Origin of the sequence: Lacimonas salitolerans (assembly GCF_042677865.1) — a bacterium.
In the GTDB taxonomy this organism is placed as follows: Bacteria; Pseudomonadota; Alphaproteobacteria; order Rhodobacterales; family Rhodobacteraceae; genus Lutimaribacter; species Lutimaribacter salitolerans.
This window is the reverse complement of sequence record NZ_JBHUDD010000041.1, coordinates 64,394-78,728: the sequence shown is the minus strand read 5'-3', so window position 1 is coordinate 78,728 and position 14,335 is coordinate 64,394. Positions and strand designations below refer to the sequence as shown.

At 65.2% G+C, this 14,335-nt stretch carries 15 protein-coding genes and 1 riboswitch; of the genes, 8 read left to right on the top strand and 7 right to left on the bottom strand.

The genetic code is table 11. From position 1 onward, the window contains the following. Positions 1 to 3 precede the first annotated feature (3 nt). Positions 4 to 933: a fatty acid desaturase gene (locus ACFTOW_RS05810; RefSeq protein ID WP_379914002.1), complete on the bottom strand. Its 930-nt coding sequence runs from the start codon at positions 931 to 933 to the stop codon at positions 4 to 6. A gap of 107 nt (positions 934 to 1,040) precedes the next feature. Here ACFTOW_RS05810 and ACFTOW_RS05805 point away from each other — a divergent pair, with 107 nt between their 5' ends. Continuing rightward, positions 1,041 to 1,901 carry a helix-turn-helix transcriptional regulator gene (locus ACFTOW_RS05805; RefSeq protein ID WP_379914000.1) on the top strand — a complete coding sequence of 287 codons (861 nt, stop codon included), beginning with the start codon at positions 1,041 to 1,043 and terminating at the stop codon, positions 1,899 to 1,901. 33 nt (positions 1,902 to 1,934) lie between these two features. On the opposite strand, the gene ACFTOW_RS05800 is transcribed toward ACFTOW_RS05805, so the two are convergent. Next, positions 1,935 to 2,396, bottom strand: a complete 462-nt coding sequence (locus ACFTOW_RS05800; protein WP_379913998.1) for a GatB/YqeY domain-containing protein — start codon at positions 2,394 to 2,396, stop codon at positions 1,935 to 1,937. 139 nt (positions 2,397 to 2,535) lie between these two features. Here ACFTOW_RS05800 and carA point away from each other — a divergent pair, with 139 nt between their 5' ends. Both carA and ACFTOW_RS05790 read left to right on the top strand, forming a co-directional pair. Next, positions 2,536 to 3,693, top strand: a complete 1,158-nt coding sequence (carA, locus tag ACFTOW_RS05795; RefSeq protein WP_379913996.1) for a glutamine-hydrolyzing carbamoyl-phosphate synthase small subunit — start codon at positions 2,536 to 2,538, stop codon at positions 3,691 to 3,693. Positions 3,694 to 3,790: 97 nt separating this feature from the next. After that, positions 3,791 to 5,719 carry a glycosyltransferase gene (locus ACFTOW_RS05790; RefSeq protein WP_379913994.1) on the top strand — a complete coding sequence of 643 codons (1,929 nt, stop codon included), beginning with the start codon at positions 3,791 to 3,793 and terminating at the stop codon, positions 5,717 to 5,719. Here ACFTOW_RS05790 and ACFTOW_RS05785 read toward each other — a convergent pair. Continuing rightward, on the bottom strand, positions 5,660 to 6,313 hold the full coding sequence (locus ACFTOW_RS05785; RefSeq protein ID WP_379913992.1) for a GntR family transcriptional regulator: 654 nt from the start codon (positions 6,311 to 6,313) through the stop codon (positions 5,660 to 5,662). The two genes, ACFTOW_RS05790 and ACFTOW_RS05785, sit on opposite strands and share 60 nt — an antisense overlap. A gap of 101 nt (positions 6,314 to 6,414) precedes the next feature. Between ACFTOW_RS05785 and ACFTOW_RS05780 the strand changes: the two genes are divergently transcribed. The 3 genes from ACFTOW_RS05780 (at position 6,415) to ACFTOW_RS05770 (ending at position 8,653) form a co-directional block, all read left to right on the top strand. Further along, positions 6,415 to 7,059 (top strand): pyrimidine 5'-nucleotidase, encoded by a 645-nt coding sequence (locus ACFTOW_RS05780; protein WP_379913990.1) that lies wholly within the window; start codon positions 6,415 to 6,417, stop codon positions 7,057 to 7,059. 92 nt (positions 7,060 to 7,151) lie between these two features. Further along, complete coding sequence (locus ACFTOW_RS05775) at positions 7,152 to 7,370, top strand: hypothetical protein (protein ID WP_379913988.1); 219 nt, start codon at positions 7,152 to 7,154, stop codon at positions 7,368 to 7,370. Positions 7,371 to 7,450: 80 nt separating this feature from the next. Beyond that, positions 7,451 to 8,653 (top strand): UbiH/UbiF family hydroxylase, encoded by a 1,203-nt coding sequence (locus tag ACFTOW_RS05770; RefSeq protein WP_379913986.1) that lies wholly within the window; start codon positions 7,451 to 7,453, stop codon positions 8,651 to 8,653. 107 nt (positions 8,654 to 8,760) lie between these two features. On the opposite strand, the gene ACFTOW_RS05765 is transcribed toward ACFTOW_RS05770, so the two are convergent. The 3 genes from ACFTOW_RS05765 to ACFTOW_RS05755 all read right to left on the bottom strand — a co-directional run bounded on the left by ACFTOW_RS05765 (position 8,761) and on the right by ACFTOW_RS05755 (position 10,932). Beyond that, positions 8,761 to 9,888, bottom strand: coding sequence for an aminotransferase class V-fold PLP-dependent enzyme (locus ACFTOW_RS05765; protein ID WP_379913984.1), 1,128 nt, complete (start codon positions 9,886 to 9,888; stop codon positions 8,761 to 8,763). A gap of 136 nt (positions 9,889 to 10,024) precedes the next feature. Beyond that, a complete protein-coding gene (locus ACFTOW_RS05760; protein WP_379913982.1) occupies positions 10,025 to 10,480 on the bottom strand; it encodes an Lrp/AsnC family transcriptional regulator in 456 nt (151 codons plus the stop codon). After that, the gene (locus ACFTOW_RS05755; RefSeq protein WP_379913980.1) at positions 10,477 to 10,932 is read right to left on the bottom strand and encodes an Lrp/AsnC family transcriptional regulator; all 456 of its coding nucleotides are present in this window, start codon (positions 10,930 to 10,932) and stop codon (positions 10,477 to 10,479) included. Before ACFTOW_RS05755 ends, ACFTOW_RS05760 begins: the two co-directional genes overlap by 4 nt. A gap of 132 nt (positions 10,933 to 11,064) precedes the next feature. Between ACFTOW_RS05755 and ilvC the strand changes: the two genes are divergently transcribed. Together ilvC and ACFTOW_RS05745 are read left to right on the top strand one after the other, a co-directional pair. Then, the gene (gene ilvC / locus ACFTOW_RS05750; RefSeq protein WP_379913978.1) at positions 11,065 to 12,087 is read left to right on the top strand and encodes a ketol-acid reductoisomerase; all 1,023 of its coding nucleotides are present in this window, start codon (positions 11,065 to 11,067) and stop codon (positions 12,085 to 12,087) included. 93 nt (positions 12,088 to 12,180) lie between these two features. Beyond that, positions 12,181 to 12,277: riboswitch (TPP riboswitch) on the top strand. Between the two features lie 125 nt (positions 12,278 to 12,402). Further along, entirely contained in the window at positions 12,403 to 13,164 is a 762-nt protein-coding gene (locus ACFTOW_RS05745) for a 3-oxoacyl-ACP reductase (protein ID WP_379913976.1), read from the top strand. Between the two features lie 130 nt (positions 13,165 to 13,294). Here the strand turns inward: ACFTOW_RS05745 and folP are convergent, their stop codons facing one another. Next, entirely contained in the window at positions 13,295 to 14,326 is a 1,032-nt protein-coding gene (folP, locus tag ACFTOW_RS05740) for a dihydropteroate synthase (RefSeq protein ID WP_379913974.1), read from the bottom strand. Positions 14,327 to 14,335 lie beyond the last annotated feature (9 nt).

Sequence of the window (14,335 nt, the reverse complement as noted above, 5' to 3'; positions counted from 1 at the left end):
GATCTACCCCCTGCGCCAGAGGGGGTGTGGCACCGGATCCTTGGCGCGAAACAGGTAGGCCGCGATGACCTGCGCGTAAGAGCGATACAGATAAGCCTGATTGCGCCGCAGATAATGCGCCCGGTGTCGACGATACAGCGCAGGCAGCTTGTACCAAGGCACGCGCGGATGCATGTGATGCACCACGTGCAGGTTGTTGTTCAGAAACAGCCACGCCAGCGGGCCGCGATCCTCGATGATGACGGTGCGGGCGCGGGCACGGTCATGGGCGCGATGTTCCAGAAAAGTGCGGATCTTCAGCAGTGACAGCGCCGCATAGCTGGCCAGCAGAAACGCCCAGACCGGCATTTGCCCCACACTCAGAACCCAGCCCAGCACCAGCGCCACCGCCGGAATATGCCACAGCCAGGCCGCCAGAACCCCCGGCGCCCCCGCGCGGATCAGCCGCCAGTCGCCCGCCATGAACATCACCTGCCCGATGGCGGGCCCCAGCACCATCCGCCCCAGTAAGGTGTTGTTGGCGCGCAAAAGCCCCCGCTGCCATCCGCGCAGCCGGGCCCAGACCACCGGATCGAGAAAGTTGGTTTCGGGATCATCATAGGGGTCGGTCAGGATCTCGTCATGGTGATGCGCCAGATGCGTGTCGCGGAACCGCCCGTAAGGGATCAGCAGCGACAGCGCGGGAAACACCGCCGCCGTATTCAGCCACGCCGCCCGGAACGGATGACCATGCAGCGCCTCGTGGCACAGCGATGAATGCAGCGCCGCCGCCAGCGTGACCAAAACAATCCCGCCGGGCAGCCACCAGCCCGCCACCCATGTGGTGCCAGCCGCCCAAGCCCCGTAGCACAGCACCAGCAGCGCCAGCGTGGGCCATTCCACCCGGTCTGCATGGCGCAGCCCGACCCGTTCAACGCGCGTCGCGTCGTTCATGTAATCCCTTCCGGTTTTTGCCTTTACAAAGGGTTACGCGGTGCGCCGGGTATCTGGCAGTCCGAAAATGATTAACAAATCCGTCTATTGGTGATAACTATCACCATATGACCGAGAAAATCGACAAGCGCCTGCGCGCCACGCAGTTCCGCAGCCGCCTGACCCAGGGCATGGCACGCATCGACATGACCCAAAGCGCACTGGCCCGCGCCATCGGGGTCGATCGCTCGACAGTGTCGCAACTGCTCAAGGGCACAGGCGCGCGGCTGCCCAATGCGCAGGTGGTGGGGGAATGCGCCAGCGCGCTGGGGGTCTCGGCCGATTGGCTGCTGTCGCTGTCGGACCGCCCCGAAAGTGCCGCGGACCTGCTCGCCAATTCGCTGACCCTGACCGAGGCGCCGCGCGCTTTGGTGGACGAGCAGATATTTGCATGGCACCGCGAGGCTGCGGGCTACAAGATCCGGCACGTGCCCGCGGGATTGCCCGACATGCTGAAAACCCGCGCCGTGCTGGAATGGGAATACAGCCCCCATCTGGGCCGCACCACGGAACAGGCCATCGGTGCCTCCGAGGACCGGTTGACCTGGATGCGCGGGGCGCATTCCGACTATGAGATCGCCCTGCCCCTGTTCGAGATCGACAGCTTCGCCCGCGCCGAGGGGTATTACCGCGGTCTGGGCGCCCAAGCCCGCCGCGATCAGATCGACCGCATCTTGGCTTTGTACGATCAGTTCTATCCGCGGCTGCGCCTGTACCTGTTCGATGCGCGGCGGCTGTACTCGGCGCCGATCACCGTTTTTGGCCCGCTTCTGGCGGTGCTTTATGTCGGGCGCAACTATCTGGCCTTTCGCGATTCAACCCGGGTGCAGGCCTTTGTGCTGCATTTCGACCAGCTGGTGCGCGAGGCCACGATCAGCGCCCGCGACCTGCCCGCCCACCTGCAAGATCTGCGCGCGCAGATCAACTGAAGCCGCGGATGATCCGCCCGGCTGAATGCAAGGTCACGTGCTCAGCCGGTCCTTGACCATCGGGCCGACGCGGCCGAAATCCATCTGGCCGGTATACTTGGCCTTCAGCGCGCCCATCACCTTGCCCATGTCGCGGATCGACTCGGCGCCCAGATCCGCGATGGCCGTATCGATGGCTTTTGCCACTTCGGCATCGGTCAACTGCCGGGGCAGGAATTCCTCGATCACGGCGATCTCGGCGCGCTCGCTTTCGGCCAGATCCAGCCGCCCGCCTTCTTCGTAGGCCCGCACGCTTTCCTGACGCTGCTTGGCCATCTTGCCAAGGATCGCCAGCACCTCGGCATCGCCCACGCCGCCCTCTTCGCCGTCGCCGCGCGCGGCGATCTCGCGATCCTTGATGGCGGCATTGATCAGTCGCAGGGTCGACAGGCGATCCGCCGCCTTGTCCCGCATCGCCTGTTTCAGCGCCGTGCTGATCCGGTCTTTCATATCCATTTTGCGTCGCGTCCCTTGGGTTTGACCTCAGGCATGCCAGATAGGGGTAAACGCACCCGCTGACAACCGCGCTTGGCCCTTGACCCCAATGGGCCATGGGCCTACCACCCACTCAATTTGGCCGCCCGGAGGATTCCCAATGACCACGTCACCCCGCCCCACTGCCTGCCTTGCCCTGGCGGATGGCACGCTGTTCTACGGGCGCGGATTTGGCGCGACTGGGCAGACGCAGGCCGAACTGTGTTTCAACACCGCGATGACCGGCTATCAGGAAATCATGACCGACCCGTCCTATGCCGGGCAGATCGTGACCTTCACCTTTCCGCATATCGGCAATGTGGGCGTGAACCCCGATGACGATGAAACCGCCGATCCGGTGGCCGCCGGCATGGTGGTGAAATGGGATCCGACCCACCCCAGCAACTGGCGCGCGGCGGAACCGCTGGGCGACTGGCTGGCCCGGCGCGGGCGCATCGCCATCGGTGGCGTCGACACCCGCCGCCTGACCCGCGCGATCCGGCAGCAGGGCGCGCCGCATGTCGCGCTGGAACACAACCCCGACGGTAATTTCGACGTCGAAAAGCTGGTCGCCCGCGCCCGCGCCTTTCCCGGGCTCGAAGGGCTGGATCTGGCAAAGGATGTCACCTGCGCGCAATCCTATCGCTGGAACGAGATGCGGTGGGCCTGGCCCCAAGGCTATGCGCCGCAGACCGAGGCGAAATACAAGGTTGTCGCCGTGGATTACGGGGCCAAGCGCAACATCCTGCGCTGTCTGGCCAGTGCGGGCTGCGATGTGACCGTGCTGCCGGCAAGTGCCACCGCTGACGAGGTGCTGGCCCATGCGCCCGATGGCGTGTTCCTGTCCAACGGCCCCGGCGATCCGGCGGCCACCGGGGCCTATGCTGTGCCGATGATCCGCGACGTGCTTGACCGCACCGATCTGCCGGTTTTCGGCATCTGCCTTGGCCACCAGATGCTGGCGCTGGCGCTGGGGGCGCGCACGATCAAGATGAATCACGGCCACCACGGTGCCAACCATCCCGTCAAGGACATGGAAACCGGCAAGGTGGAAATCACCAGCATGAACCACGGTTTCGCGGTGGACAGCCAGACCCTGCCCGAGGGCGTGCGCGAAACCCATGTGTCGCTGTTCGACGGCAGCAATTGCGGGCTGCGTCTGGCCGATCGCCCGGTATTCTCGGTGCAATACCATCCCGAGGCCAGCCCCGGCCCGCAGGACAGCTTTTACCTGTTTGAACGGTTTGCCGCGTCGATGCAGGCGCGCAAGCCGGTCTGAAGCTTTCAACCGGCGCGATCCGGTTTGAAATACACCCGAATTAACCGAAGTTTAACGCTCTCTCTCTAGCCCTGTCGGCAGGGCAAGGAGAGAGCGGGTGACAGAGCTCGATCAGAAAGTCTTTGATCAGGAACCAGCGGTGCCCGTCGGGGCGCGCAGCCTGGCCGAGCATCTGCGGCTGCGCGGGCTTGTGTCATCGGTCGTGCTGCTGACCGCACAGGGTGCGCAGCGCCAACAGGATGCCACCCTGCCCGAGGTGCTGCTGACCGAAGGTGCCATTGACCCTGACACGCTGCTGGCAGCGCAAGCCGACTGGCTGGGCGTGCCGCTTTATGATCCCGCGTTGCACCGTGCGGATGCGGATGCGCTGGCGCATATTGGCACGCAAACCTGTCTGAAACACGCCATCCTGCCGGTGCGCGATACCACGGGTCGGTGTTTGCTGGCAGTAGCGCGCCCGGATCGCTTGGCGCAGATCCGCGCTGACCTGCCCGCGCCATGGGCCGACGCTCCCATTGTGCTGGGAACCGAGGTTGCCTTGCAGGGCTGCGTTGCCGACCTTGCCCGCCCGGCCCTGACCGCCGCCGCTGCCGCCCGTGTGCCTATGGCGGAAAGCTGTCGCAGTTGGGGGCATGCAGGCAAAAGGCGCATCGTGCTGACGCTGCTGGCGCTGGCGCTCTGCGCAGCGTTGATGATCGTCTTTCCGGTGCAGGCCTTTACCCTGCTCGTGCTGTGGGCCAGCTTCACCCTGCTGGTGGCTGCACTTCACAAAACCGCCGCCGTGCTGGCATTTGTCACCCGCCCGCACCAACCGCAACCGCCGATCCCCCCGCCGGACCGGACCTTGCCGCGCGTCTCGGTCCTCGTGCCACTGTATCGCGAACGTCATGTTGCCACCGTTCTGGTCGAACGGCTGTCGCGGCTGACCTATCCCAAGGCGCTGCTGGACGTTGTGCTGGTGCTGGAAGAAACCGACGCCCTGACCCGCGAGGTGCTGGAGCGCAGCATTCTGCCCCGCTGGATGCGGGTGATCGTCGTGCCCGATGGCCAGCCCCGCACGAAACCGCGTGCGATGAACTATGCGCTGGATTTCTGCCAAGGCGACATCATCGGGATATGGGATGCCGAGGATGCCCCCGCCCCCGACCAGATCGACCGCGTCGCGGCCCGGTTTGCCACCGCGCCCGAGGATGTGGTCTGCCTGCAGGGCGTGCTGGATTACTACAACCCGCGCCAGACCTGGATCGCGCGCTGTTTCACCATCGAATACGCCACCTGGTTCCGCGTCATGCTGCCCGGTATGGCGCAGCTCGGCTTTGCCATTCCGCTGGGCGGCACCACGCTGTTTTTCCGTCGTGACGCCCTGGAACGCCTGGGCGGCTGGGACGCCCATAACGTGACCGAAGATGCCGATCTGGGCTTTCGCCTTGCGCGCCACGGCTACCGCACCGAGATGATCGCCACCACCACCGGCGAAGAGGCGAATTGCCACCTCTGGCCCTGGGTCAAGCAACGCTCGCGCTGGCTCAAGGGGTACATGGTGACATGGATGGTGCACATGCGCCGCCCGCGCCTGCTGCAACGACAGATGGGGTGGTGGAAATTCCTTGGCATGCAGACCCATTTCATCACGGCGCTGTCGCAATTCCTGCTGGCGCCGCTGTTGTGGTCGTTCTGGCTGATCCCGCTGGGTTTCACACATCCCCTGGAACAGGTGCTGAGCCGCGATCTGTTGCTGGGCATGGGCAAGCTGTTTCTGGCGGTCGAGGTGCTGACGATGGCGGCAGCGCTTTATGCCGTGCGCGGACCCGGACACCGGCACCTCATCCCGTGGGTGCCGGTCTTGCACCTGTATTTCCCGCTGGGCTGCATCGCCGCCTACAAGGCGCTGTGGGAACTGGTGGCCACGCCATTCTACTGGGACAAGACCGAGCATGGCCTGTCCCTGCCCTTGCGGCCGCACGAACTATTCCACCCGCCTGATCGCCCCGGAATCCAGCTTGAGCCGGGTCACGAACGCCCGTGATATATGATCCTTGAGCGCCTGATAGGCGGTCTGCTCGTCCCTGTTGGCGATCGCCGTCACGATGGCGTCATGCTCTTCGATCGTGTCATGCCCGCGCCCCTCTGCTGCGATCGAGGTTGTCGCCATCAGCGCCATCGATCGGTGCACCAGGTCCAGTTGCTGCACCAGATAGCGGTTGTGACTGGCCAGATGGATCTGCTTGTGAAAGCGGCGGTTGGCGCGGCTCAAGGCCGAGGGTTTGTTGATCAGCGCACGGTCATCCTCGACCAGGTCGCGCAGCACGCGGATCTCCTCCTCGGTGGCGTGGCGGGCGGCAAGACGCGCGGCCAAACCTTCAAGCTCGGCGCGCACCACGTAAAGCTCGGACAGTTGGTTGTGATCCAGCGACGCGACGATCAGCGACCGGCCATCCCGCGTCAGCAGCGATTGGGTTTCCAACCGTTGCAGCGCCTCGCGGATCGGCGTGCGCGACACGCCGAACCTGTCGGCCAGCTCGCTTTCGACCAGCCGGTCACCGGGCCGGTAGACACCACTGTCTATCGCCTCAAGTATCAGACTATAGGCATCTTTCTGAACAGGCTTCGGGTCGGACATGCGGCGCTCCTTGGGTCAACCGCGCAAGATTAGCCCTGACTGGCCCGCGCAATCAAGCCACCGATCTTGTGCGCGGCGCGCCGCCGCAGTATCACCGCAACATGCCACGCGATGATTTCACCCATGTGCAGTCCTGGGTCTTTGATCTGGACAACACGCTGTACCCGCCGCAGGCGCGCCTGTTCGACCAGATCGAGGTGCGGATGACGCAATATGTGATGGACACGCTGGGCGTGGACCATGCCCATGCCAACCATCTGCGCGACCACTACTGGCGGACCCATGGCACCACGCTGGCCGGGCTGATGCGCGAACATGACATCGATCCGCACCCCTATCTGATTGCGGTGCATGACATCGACATGACCCATATCGACCCCGATCCCGACCTGGCCGCGCGGATCACCCGCCTGCCGGGGCGGCGGATCGTCTACACCAACGGCAGCGCGCCCTATGCCGAACGGGTGCTGGACCGGCGCGGGCTTTCGGGGCTGTTCGATGCGATCTATGGCGTTGAAAATGCAGGATTTCTGCCCAAACCCGAGCGCAAGGCATTCGAGACGATCTTTGCACAGGATGGCCTGACACCCGCGACCTCCGCGATGTTCGAGGATGATCCCCGCAACCTCGCCGCCCCGCATGACATGGGCATGCGCACCGTTCACGTGGCCCCCGATCCGCATCGGGCCGATCACATCCACCACCATACCGACGATCTGGCGGGATTTCTGGCGCGCCTGCTGTAGCGCCCGCACCGGACCGACTGCGGCAATCCGCTCCTTTCATTCGGCATCGCGGCTGTTAACAGGTGCAGGATTTGAATTGAAGGACGCCCAGAATGACCTCTTCCCAGACCACCGACCACACCACCAATACCACGAACGACCAGCAGGCAGACGAGAATGCGCTGGCGCGCAAGATCCTTCTAGGCGTTGTCGTGGCGCTGATTGCATGGGGGCTGGCCATCGCACAATGGGGCGTGCCGGGCCTGTATATTCCGGCGCTGGCGATGGTCCCGGTGATCTATATCGTCCTGCTTGTGATCAGCCGGGCGTGACAGACCCGGGCGGGACAGGATGCCGCTTGGAAACCTGCCACCGGTCGGCATAAGTTACAGTCGACAGGAGGCAACAGGCCATGACCCACTCAAATGTCGACATTCTTGTATCCGGCGGCGGTGTCGCCGGACTGACCGCCGCAGCCGTGTTCGGCACCGCGGGCTTTTCGGTGATCTGCGTCGATCCCACCCCCCCGGTGACCGAACGTGACGCCGACGGCAGCGATCTGCGCACCACCGCGTTCCTGCAACCCGCACAGGCCCTGCTGGAGCGTGCGGGGCTGTGGGATCGGCTGGCACCACATGCCGCCGATCTGCAGGTCATGCGCATCGTTGATGCGGGCGGGCCGCAACCGGCGGCGCGGCTGTCCAAGGATTTCAACGCCTCGGACATCTCGGACAAGCCGTTTGGCTGGAACCTGCCCAACTGGTTGCTGCGGCGCGAGATGGTGGCACGGCTGGATGAGCTGCCGAATGTCGAGTTTCGCGCCGGGACCGGCACAAAATCTGTGTTCACACGCGAAGGCGAGGCACGTGTCGGCCTGTCGGATGCCACCCAGGTGCGCTGCCGTCTGGTGATCGCCGCCGATGGCCGCGACAGCCCGGTGCGGCAAGCCGTCGGCGTGGACGTGCAGACGATCCGCTATGGGCAAAAGGCGCTGGCCTTTGCTGTCACGCACCCGGTTCCGCATGACAACATCTCGACCGAGATCCATCGCTCGGGCGGGCCATTCACGCTGGTGCCGCTGCCCGACTGGCAGGGCATGCCCAGTTCCGCCATCGTCTGGATGGAGGAAGGGCCCGAGGCGCTGCGCCTGTCTCGTCTGCCCCAGGAGGACTTCGAGGCGGCGATGAACGAACGGTCATGCCTGCTGTACGGTCCACTGACGCTGGCCTCGCGGCGCACGGTCTGGCCGATCATCAGCCAGATCGCCGACCGGATGTACGCCGAGCGCGTCGCACTGGTGGCCGAGGCCGCACATGTGGTGCCGCCGATCGGGGCGCAGGGGCTGAACATGAGCCTTGGCGACATGCGCGTGCTGCTGGAACTGGCCGAGGCTGCGCCCGACCGTCTGGGCGATGCGCAGATGCTGCAGACCTACCACCGGCGGCGGCATTGGGAAGTGCAGGCCCGGCTGCGCGGTATCGACATGCTCAACCGCGCGTCGATGGTTTCAGCCCAGCCGCTGCGCGATCTGCGGATGACAGGGCTGAACGCGATCTACTCGCTGGCACCGGTGCGCCGCACGATGATGCAACTGGGGCTTGGTGCGCGCGGGTGAACCGAGGGATTGCGCGCATTTCATGCGCGCCGGGTAAAGGGGGCGCTGCCCCCTCTTGGCCCCTTGGGCCAATTCACCCCCGGGATATTTTTAGAGAGAGGAAACGATCAGAGAACCTTATCCGTGACCTTCTTGAGCCGGTCCAGAGCGGCAGGCACGTCGTAGAGCTTGTCCAGGCCGAACAGCCCAAGTCGGAAGGTCATGAAGCCCTCGGGCTCGTCGCATTGCAGCGGCACGCCCGCGGCGATCTGCATGCCTTGCGCGGCGAATTTCTTGCCGTTCTGAATGTCGGGATCGGTGGTGTAACTGACCACAACGCCCGGTGCGCCAAACCCTTGTTCTGCCACGGATTTCACGCCCTTTTCAGCCAGCAGTGCGCGCACGCCGTCGCCAAGCGCCCATTGGGCGTCGCGCAGTTTGTCGAAACCATAGTCGCGGGTTTCCAGCATCGTGTCGCGAAAGGCGCGCAGGGCGTCTGTGGGCATGGTGGCGTGATAGGCATGGCCGCCATTCTCATAGGTTTCCATGATCGCGCGCCATTTTCTGAGGTCCACGGCGAAGCTGTCAGAATCGGTTTTTTCCAACCTTTCCAGTGCCTTGCCGGACATCATTACCAAGCCACATGAAGGCGAGGCCGACCACCCCTTTTGCGGAGCCGAGATCAGCACGTCGACGCCCGTGGCCTTCATGTCGACCCAGGCGCAGCCGGAGGCGATGCAATCAAGCACCATCAGCGCGCCCACGTCATGGGCGGCTTGCGACAGACACGATATATAGTCGTCAGGCAGGATCAGACCGGCCGAAGTCTCTACATGTGGGGCGAAAACCACGTCGGGCTGGGCGTCGTGGATGGCGGCGACAACCTCGTCTATCGGTGCGGGGGCAAAGGGCGCCTGCGGGCCGTTTCCGATCTGCCGCGCCTTGTAGACGGTTGTTTTTTCAGTAAATTTTCCCGCATCGAAAATCTGGTTCCAGCGAAAGCTGAACCAGCCGTTGCGCACCACCAGCGCGTGGGCGTCGCGGCCGAACTGGCGGGCCACCGCCTCCATCGCGTAGGTGCCGCCGCCGGGCACCAGCGCCACGCCATCGGCGTTGTACACCTCTTTCAGCATGTCTGAGATGTCGCGCATAACCTGTTGAAAAGACGCCGACATATGGTTCAGAGAGCGGTCGGTAAAGACCACGGAATATTCCAGCAGCCCATCGGGATCGACGGTGTTCAGCAATGCGGTCATGGCGGCGCCTTTCGTTTCAGTCACCCTTTGCTAGCGCCGCGCGGGGCCAAAAGCAAAGCCTTCCTTGACCGCCAGACCCCGCCGTGTGATCCGCATGCACGAACCATGCATATCCCATGCGCATCGCGCGCCCCTGTCAGATCGGGCCGGGGCGGCGCTCTTCGGACAAAAGCACGTTCGCCTCGACGTTCCCGACCCCCGGCAGGGTCATGATGCGGCGGCGCAGCACGCGTTCGAAATCGGCGATGTCGCGGGCCACCACGCGCAGGCGGTAGTCATACATGCCCAGCACGTGTTCGACGGTCTGCACCTCGGGGATGGCGGTGACGGCGCGTTCGAAATCCTCGAGGCTGACGCGCCCTTTGGTGGCCAGCCTGACCCCCAGGAACACCGTCACGCCGAACCCCAGCGCGGCATGGTCCAGATCGACGCGGGGGGCGCGGAACACACCGGCATCCCGCAGCCGTTTCATCCGCCGCCACGTGGCGGGCTGCGACAGGCCAAGTGCGCGCCCAAGCGCCCCCGCCGATTGCCCGGCATCGTCGATCAGCGCGCGGATCATGCGGCGGTCGGTGTCATCCAGATCGGTCACAGCGGCAGCGCCTCGTCCGATTTCAGCAGGGCGACATGCATCAGCGCCTCGATATCGGCGATATGCGGCAGGGTCAGGATGCGCTGGCGATAGACCTGCTGATAATGCGGGATGTCGCGGGCAATGACCGACAGACGGGCATCGACCACGCCAAGGAATGTCTGGATCTCGATCACCTCGGGCACCTGGCGCGCGGCGGCCAGAAACTCGTCAAAGGCGCGCGCCTGCGTCTTGTCGAGGGTCAGGCGCAGGCTGACCTCGACCTCATACCCCAGCGCGCGCCAGTTCACCCGCCCGCGCAACCCGCGCAGCACGCCCGCGCCGCGCATCCGGTCCAGCCGCCGGGTCAGCGTGCTGGGCGTGACCCCGGCCCGTTCGGCCAGATCGGCGGCGGGCAGGTCGGGCGCGGCCTGATACTGGCGCAGGATGCGTCGGTCGGCATCGTCGAGCATGAATTTTCCGTATTCTGCATGATCGGTGAATTGATACTCCTCCAAATGCCGAAATTCTGCGCAGAACGCAAACATATTTGCGGCATTGTGGCTAATCTGCCCGGCAATCAAACCGCAAAGAAGGACAGACCCATGCGCGTTTACTATGACCGTGATTGTGACATCAACCTGATCAAGGACAAGAAGGTGGCGATTCTGGGCTATGGCTCTCAGGGGCACGCCCATGCGCTGAACCTGCGCGACAGCGGCGCCAAGAACCTTGTCGTCGCCCTGCGCGAAGGCAGCCCGTCGGCCAAGAAGGCCGAAGCCGAAGGCCTGAAGGTCATGGGCATCGCCGAGGCTGCCGCCTGGTGCGACCTGATCATGTTCACCATGCCCGACGAATTGCAGGCCGAGACCTACCGCAAATACGTGCATGACAACCTGCGCGAAGGCAGCGCCATCGCGTTCGCCCACGGTCTGAACGTGCATTTCGGCCTGATCGAACCCAAGCCCGGCGTCGATGTCATCATGATGGCCCCCAAGGGACCCGGCCACACCGTGCGCGGCGAATACACCAAGGGCGGCGGCGTGCCCTGCCTTGTGGCGGTGGAGAACGACGCCACCGGCAAGGCGCTGGAAATCGGCCTGTCCTATTGCGCCGGCATCGGCGGTGGGCGCTCGGGCATCATCGAGACCAACTTCCGCCAGGAATGCGAAACCGACCTGTTCGGCGAGCAGGCGGTTCTGTGCGGCGGTCTGGTGGAGCTGATCCGCATGGGCTTCGAGACGCTGGTCGAGGCCGGGTACGAGCCGGAAATGGCCTATTTCGAATGTCTGCACGAGGTCAAGCTGATCGTCGACCTGATCTATGAAGGCGGCATCGCCAACATGAACTACTCGATCAGCAACACCGCCGAGTATGGCGAATATGTCTCTGGCCCGCGCATCCTGCCCTATGACGAGACGAAGGCGCGGATGAAGGCGGTTCTGACCGACATCCAGACCGGCAAGTTCGTGCGCGACTTCATGCAGGAGAATGCCGTGGGTCAGCCCTCGTTCAAGGCGACCCGCCGTCTGAACGACGAACACCAGATCGAACAGGTCGGTGCAAAGCTGCGCGCGATGATGCCGTGGATTTCCGCGGGCAAGATGGTGGACCGCGAAAAGAACTGATCCCGACGGGATCGGCGACTCGGGGCGGGCCTGCGGGTCCGCCCTTTTTCGTGGCGCGGTGCTTGACGCCGCCCCCGCCCCGGCCCATCGTGGCGGCTGCAACAGGGGCGTCCGCGGATACGCGGGCTGAGACGAACCCTTGGAACCTGAACCGGATCATGCCGGCGTAGGAAGTTGCGATGCGCCCTTTGCCGATGTGCGGGGCCTCGTTTCCTCGCGCGGCGGGGGGCGTTGTTTTCCTTCCGTCATCGCGTCGCGGCCCCTGAGTGCAGGGCGTCCCTGTTGCCCGAACCTTTGAATATACAGGGAAAGACCATGAAACAGATTGCAGATCAGACCGTTCTTGTCACCGGCGCGGGGCGTGGCCTTGGGGCGGCCATCGCGCGCGCCTTTGCCCGGCAGGGCGCGCGGGTGGCGGTGAACTATCGCCACAGTCAGGACGCGGCAGAGGCGCTGTGCGCCGAGATCGGCCCGCGCGCGCAGGCGTTTCAGGCGGATGTGACCGACCGCGCGGCCGTGGCGGCGATGGTGGCACAGATCACCGAGGCCATGGGTGCGCCCGATGTGCTGGTGCATAACGCGTTGGCCGATTTCCAGTTCAACGGCGATGCGCGCAAGGGGCTGGAGACGCTGGACTGGGCCGATATGGCCGCACAGGCGCAGGTGTCGGTAGGGGGCGCGCTGAACCTGATCGCCGCCGCGCGCCCGCATTTTGCGGCATCCGGGTTTGGCCGGGTGATCACCATCGGCACCAATCTGGTGCAGAACCCGGTTGTGCCCTATCACGATTACACTGCCGCCAAGGCCGCGCTGATGGCGCTGACCCGCACCGCGTCGCGCGACCTGGGTCCGCTGGGGGTGACGGTGAACATGGTGGCGGGCGGGCTGCTGCGCACCACCGATGCCAGTGCCGCGACGCCCGAGGCGGTGTTCGACCTGATCGCGGGGCAGACGCCGCTGGGCCATGTGACCACGCCTGCGGAGATGGCCGATGCGGTGCTGTTCTTCGCCTCGCCCTGGGCGCGGGCGGTCACCGGGCAGACGCTGATCGTGGATGGCGGGCTGGTCTGCGGCTGACGGGGGCACCTGGCGCGGCCATTGTTCCGGTGAGGGCCTGAGCAGGCCGCGCCACATCCACCGAAGTGCCCCGCTGAGTGGTGGCGGGGGTCGTCCTTCATCTTGCCCGTAAACTCCGGGGGAGTCGCCTTCAGGCGACGGGGGCAGCGCCCCCCTGCACCGCCTGCCACAAGGCCAGCGCCGAGACGGTGGCGCGCACGTCATGCACGCGGCACATCTGCACCCCCTGCGCCACGCCCGCCAGCGCCACGGCGACCGAGCCGGGCATGCGGTCTGCCGGTTCGGGCGCGCAGCCAATCGTGGCGATGAATCGCTTGCGCGAGGCGCCCAGCAGGATCGCGCAGCCCAGCCCGTGAAACAGGCTGATCCGGTTGAGCAGCGCCAGGTTGTGATCGGCGGTCTTGCCAAAGCCGATGCCGGGGTCGACCACGATGCGCCCGCGCGGGATACCCAGCGCCATCAGGGCCTGCACGCGGTCCTGCAGGAAATCGAAAACGTCCAGCACCACGTCGTCATAGCTTGGATTCTTCTGCATCGTGGCGGGATCGCCCTGTGCGTGCATCACGCAGACCGGCAGGGCATGGCTGGCGCAGAACGGGGCCAGTCCGGGGTCGAAGGTAAAGCCTGCCACATCATTCACCAGGTTTGCGCCGGCCTGCACCGCCGCCTGCGCCACGGTCGTCTTGCGGGTGTCGATCGAGATCGGTGTGGGGCCTGCGGCGCGCAGGGCGGCGATCACCGGGGTGACGCGCGCGATTTCCGCGTCGGCGGGCACAGTTTCTGCCCCCGGTCGGGTGGATTCGCCGCCCACGTCGATGATGTCGGCCCCGTCGGCGATCATCTGAACCCCGTGGGCCACGGCCCGGGCCGGGTCATGATACAGGCCACCGTCGGAAAAGCTGTCGGGTGTGGCGTTCAGGATGCCCATGACGCGCGGGGTGTCCAGCGCCATCCCCGCCACATCCGCGCGCGCCGTGGTCAGCGCGTCGCGCCAGTCGTCGGGCAGGTCGCGGGCGGGCACCACCTGCCCCGGTGCGTTCCGGGGCGCGCCCCGGCGCATCCGCTCGGCATGGGTGAACCACAGCCGCCCGCCAGCGAGCGGAAGGGCCTCATCCGGGCGGGCAAGGCCCGATTGCACAAGCGGTCTGAAATAGTCGGTCATGGGGCGGGT

Excerpts from the sequence above, each read along its gene's own strand:
- ACFTOW_RS05810 (WP_379914002.1), bottom strand. The coding sequence starts at position 933 with ATGAACGACGCGACGCGCGTTGAACGGGTCGGGCTGCGCCATGCAGAC.
- ACFTOW_RS05805 (WP_379914000.1), top strand. The coding sequence starts at position 1,041 with ATGACCGAGAAAATCGACAAGCGCCTGCGCGCCACGCAGTTCCGCAGC.
- ACFTOW_RS05800 (WP_379913998.1), bottom strand. The coding sequence starts at position 2,396 with ATGGATATGAAAGACCGGATCAGCACGGCGCTGAAACAGGCGATGCGG.
- carA (WP_379913996.1), top strand. The coding sequence starts at position 2,536 with ATGACCACGTCACCCCGCCCCACTGCCTGCCTTGCCCTGGCGGATGGC.
- ACFTOW_RS05785 (WP_379913992.1), bottom strand. The coding sequence starts at position 6,313 with ATGTCCGACCCGAAGCCTGTTCAGAAAGATGCCTATAGTCTGATACTT.
- ACFTOW_RS05780 (WP_379913990.1), top strand. The coding sequence starts at position 6,415 with ATGCCACGCGATGATTTCACCCATGTGCAGTCCTGGGTCTTTGATCTG.
- ACFTOW_RS05775 (WP_379913988.1), top strand. The coding sequence starts at position 7,152 with ATGACCTCTTCCCAGACCACCGACCACACCACCAATACCACGAACGAC.
- ACFTOW_RS05770 (WP_379913986.1), top strand. The coding sequence starts at position 7,451 with ATGACCCACTCAAATGTCGACATTCTTGTATCCGGCGGCGGTGTCGCC.
- ACFTOW_RS05765 (WP_379913984.1), bottom strand. The coding sequence starts at position 9,888 with ATGACCGCATTGCTGAACACCGTCGATCCCGATGGGCTGCTGGAATAT.
- ACFTOW_RS05755 (WP_379913980.1), bottom strand. The coding sequence starts at position 10,932 with ATGCTCGACGATGCCGACCGACGCATCCTGCGCCAGTATCAGGCCGCG.
- ilvC (WP_379913978.1), top strand. The coding sequence starts at position 11,065 with ATGCGCGTTTACTATGACCGTGATTGTGACATCAACCTGATCAAGGAC.
- ACFTOW_RS05745 (WP_379913976.1), top strand. The coding sequence starts at position 12,403 with ATGAAACAGATTGCAGATCAGACCGTTCTTGTCACCGGCGCGGGGCGT.
- folP (WP_379913974.1), bottom strand. The coding sequence starts at position 14,326 with ATGACCGACTATTTCAGACCGCTTGTGCAATCGGGCCTTGCCCGCCCG.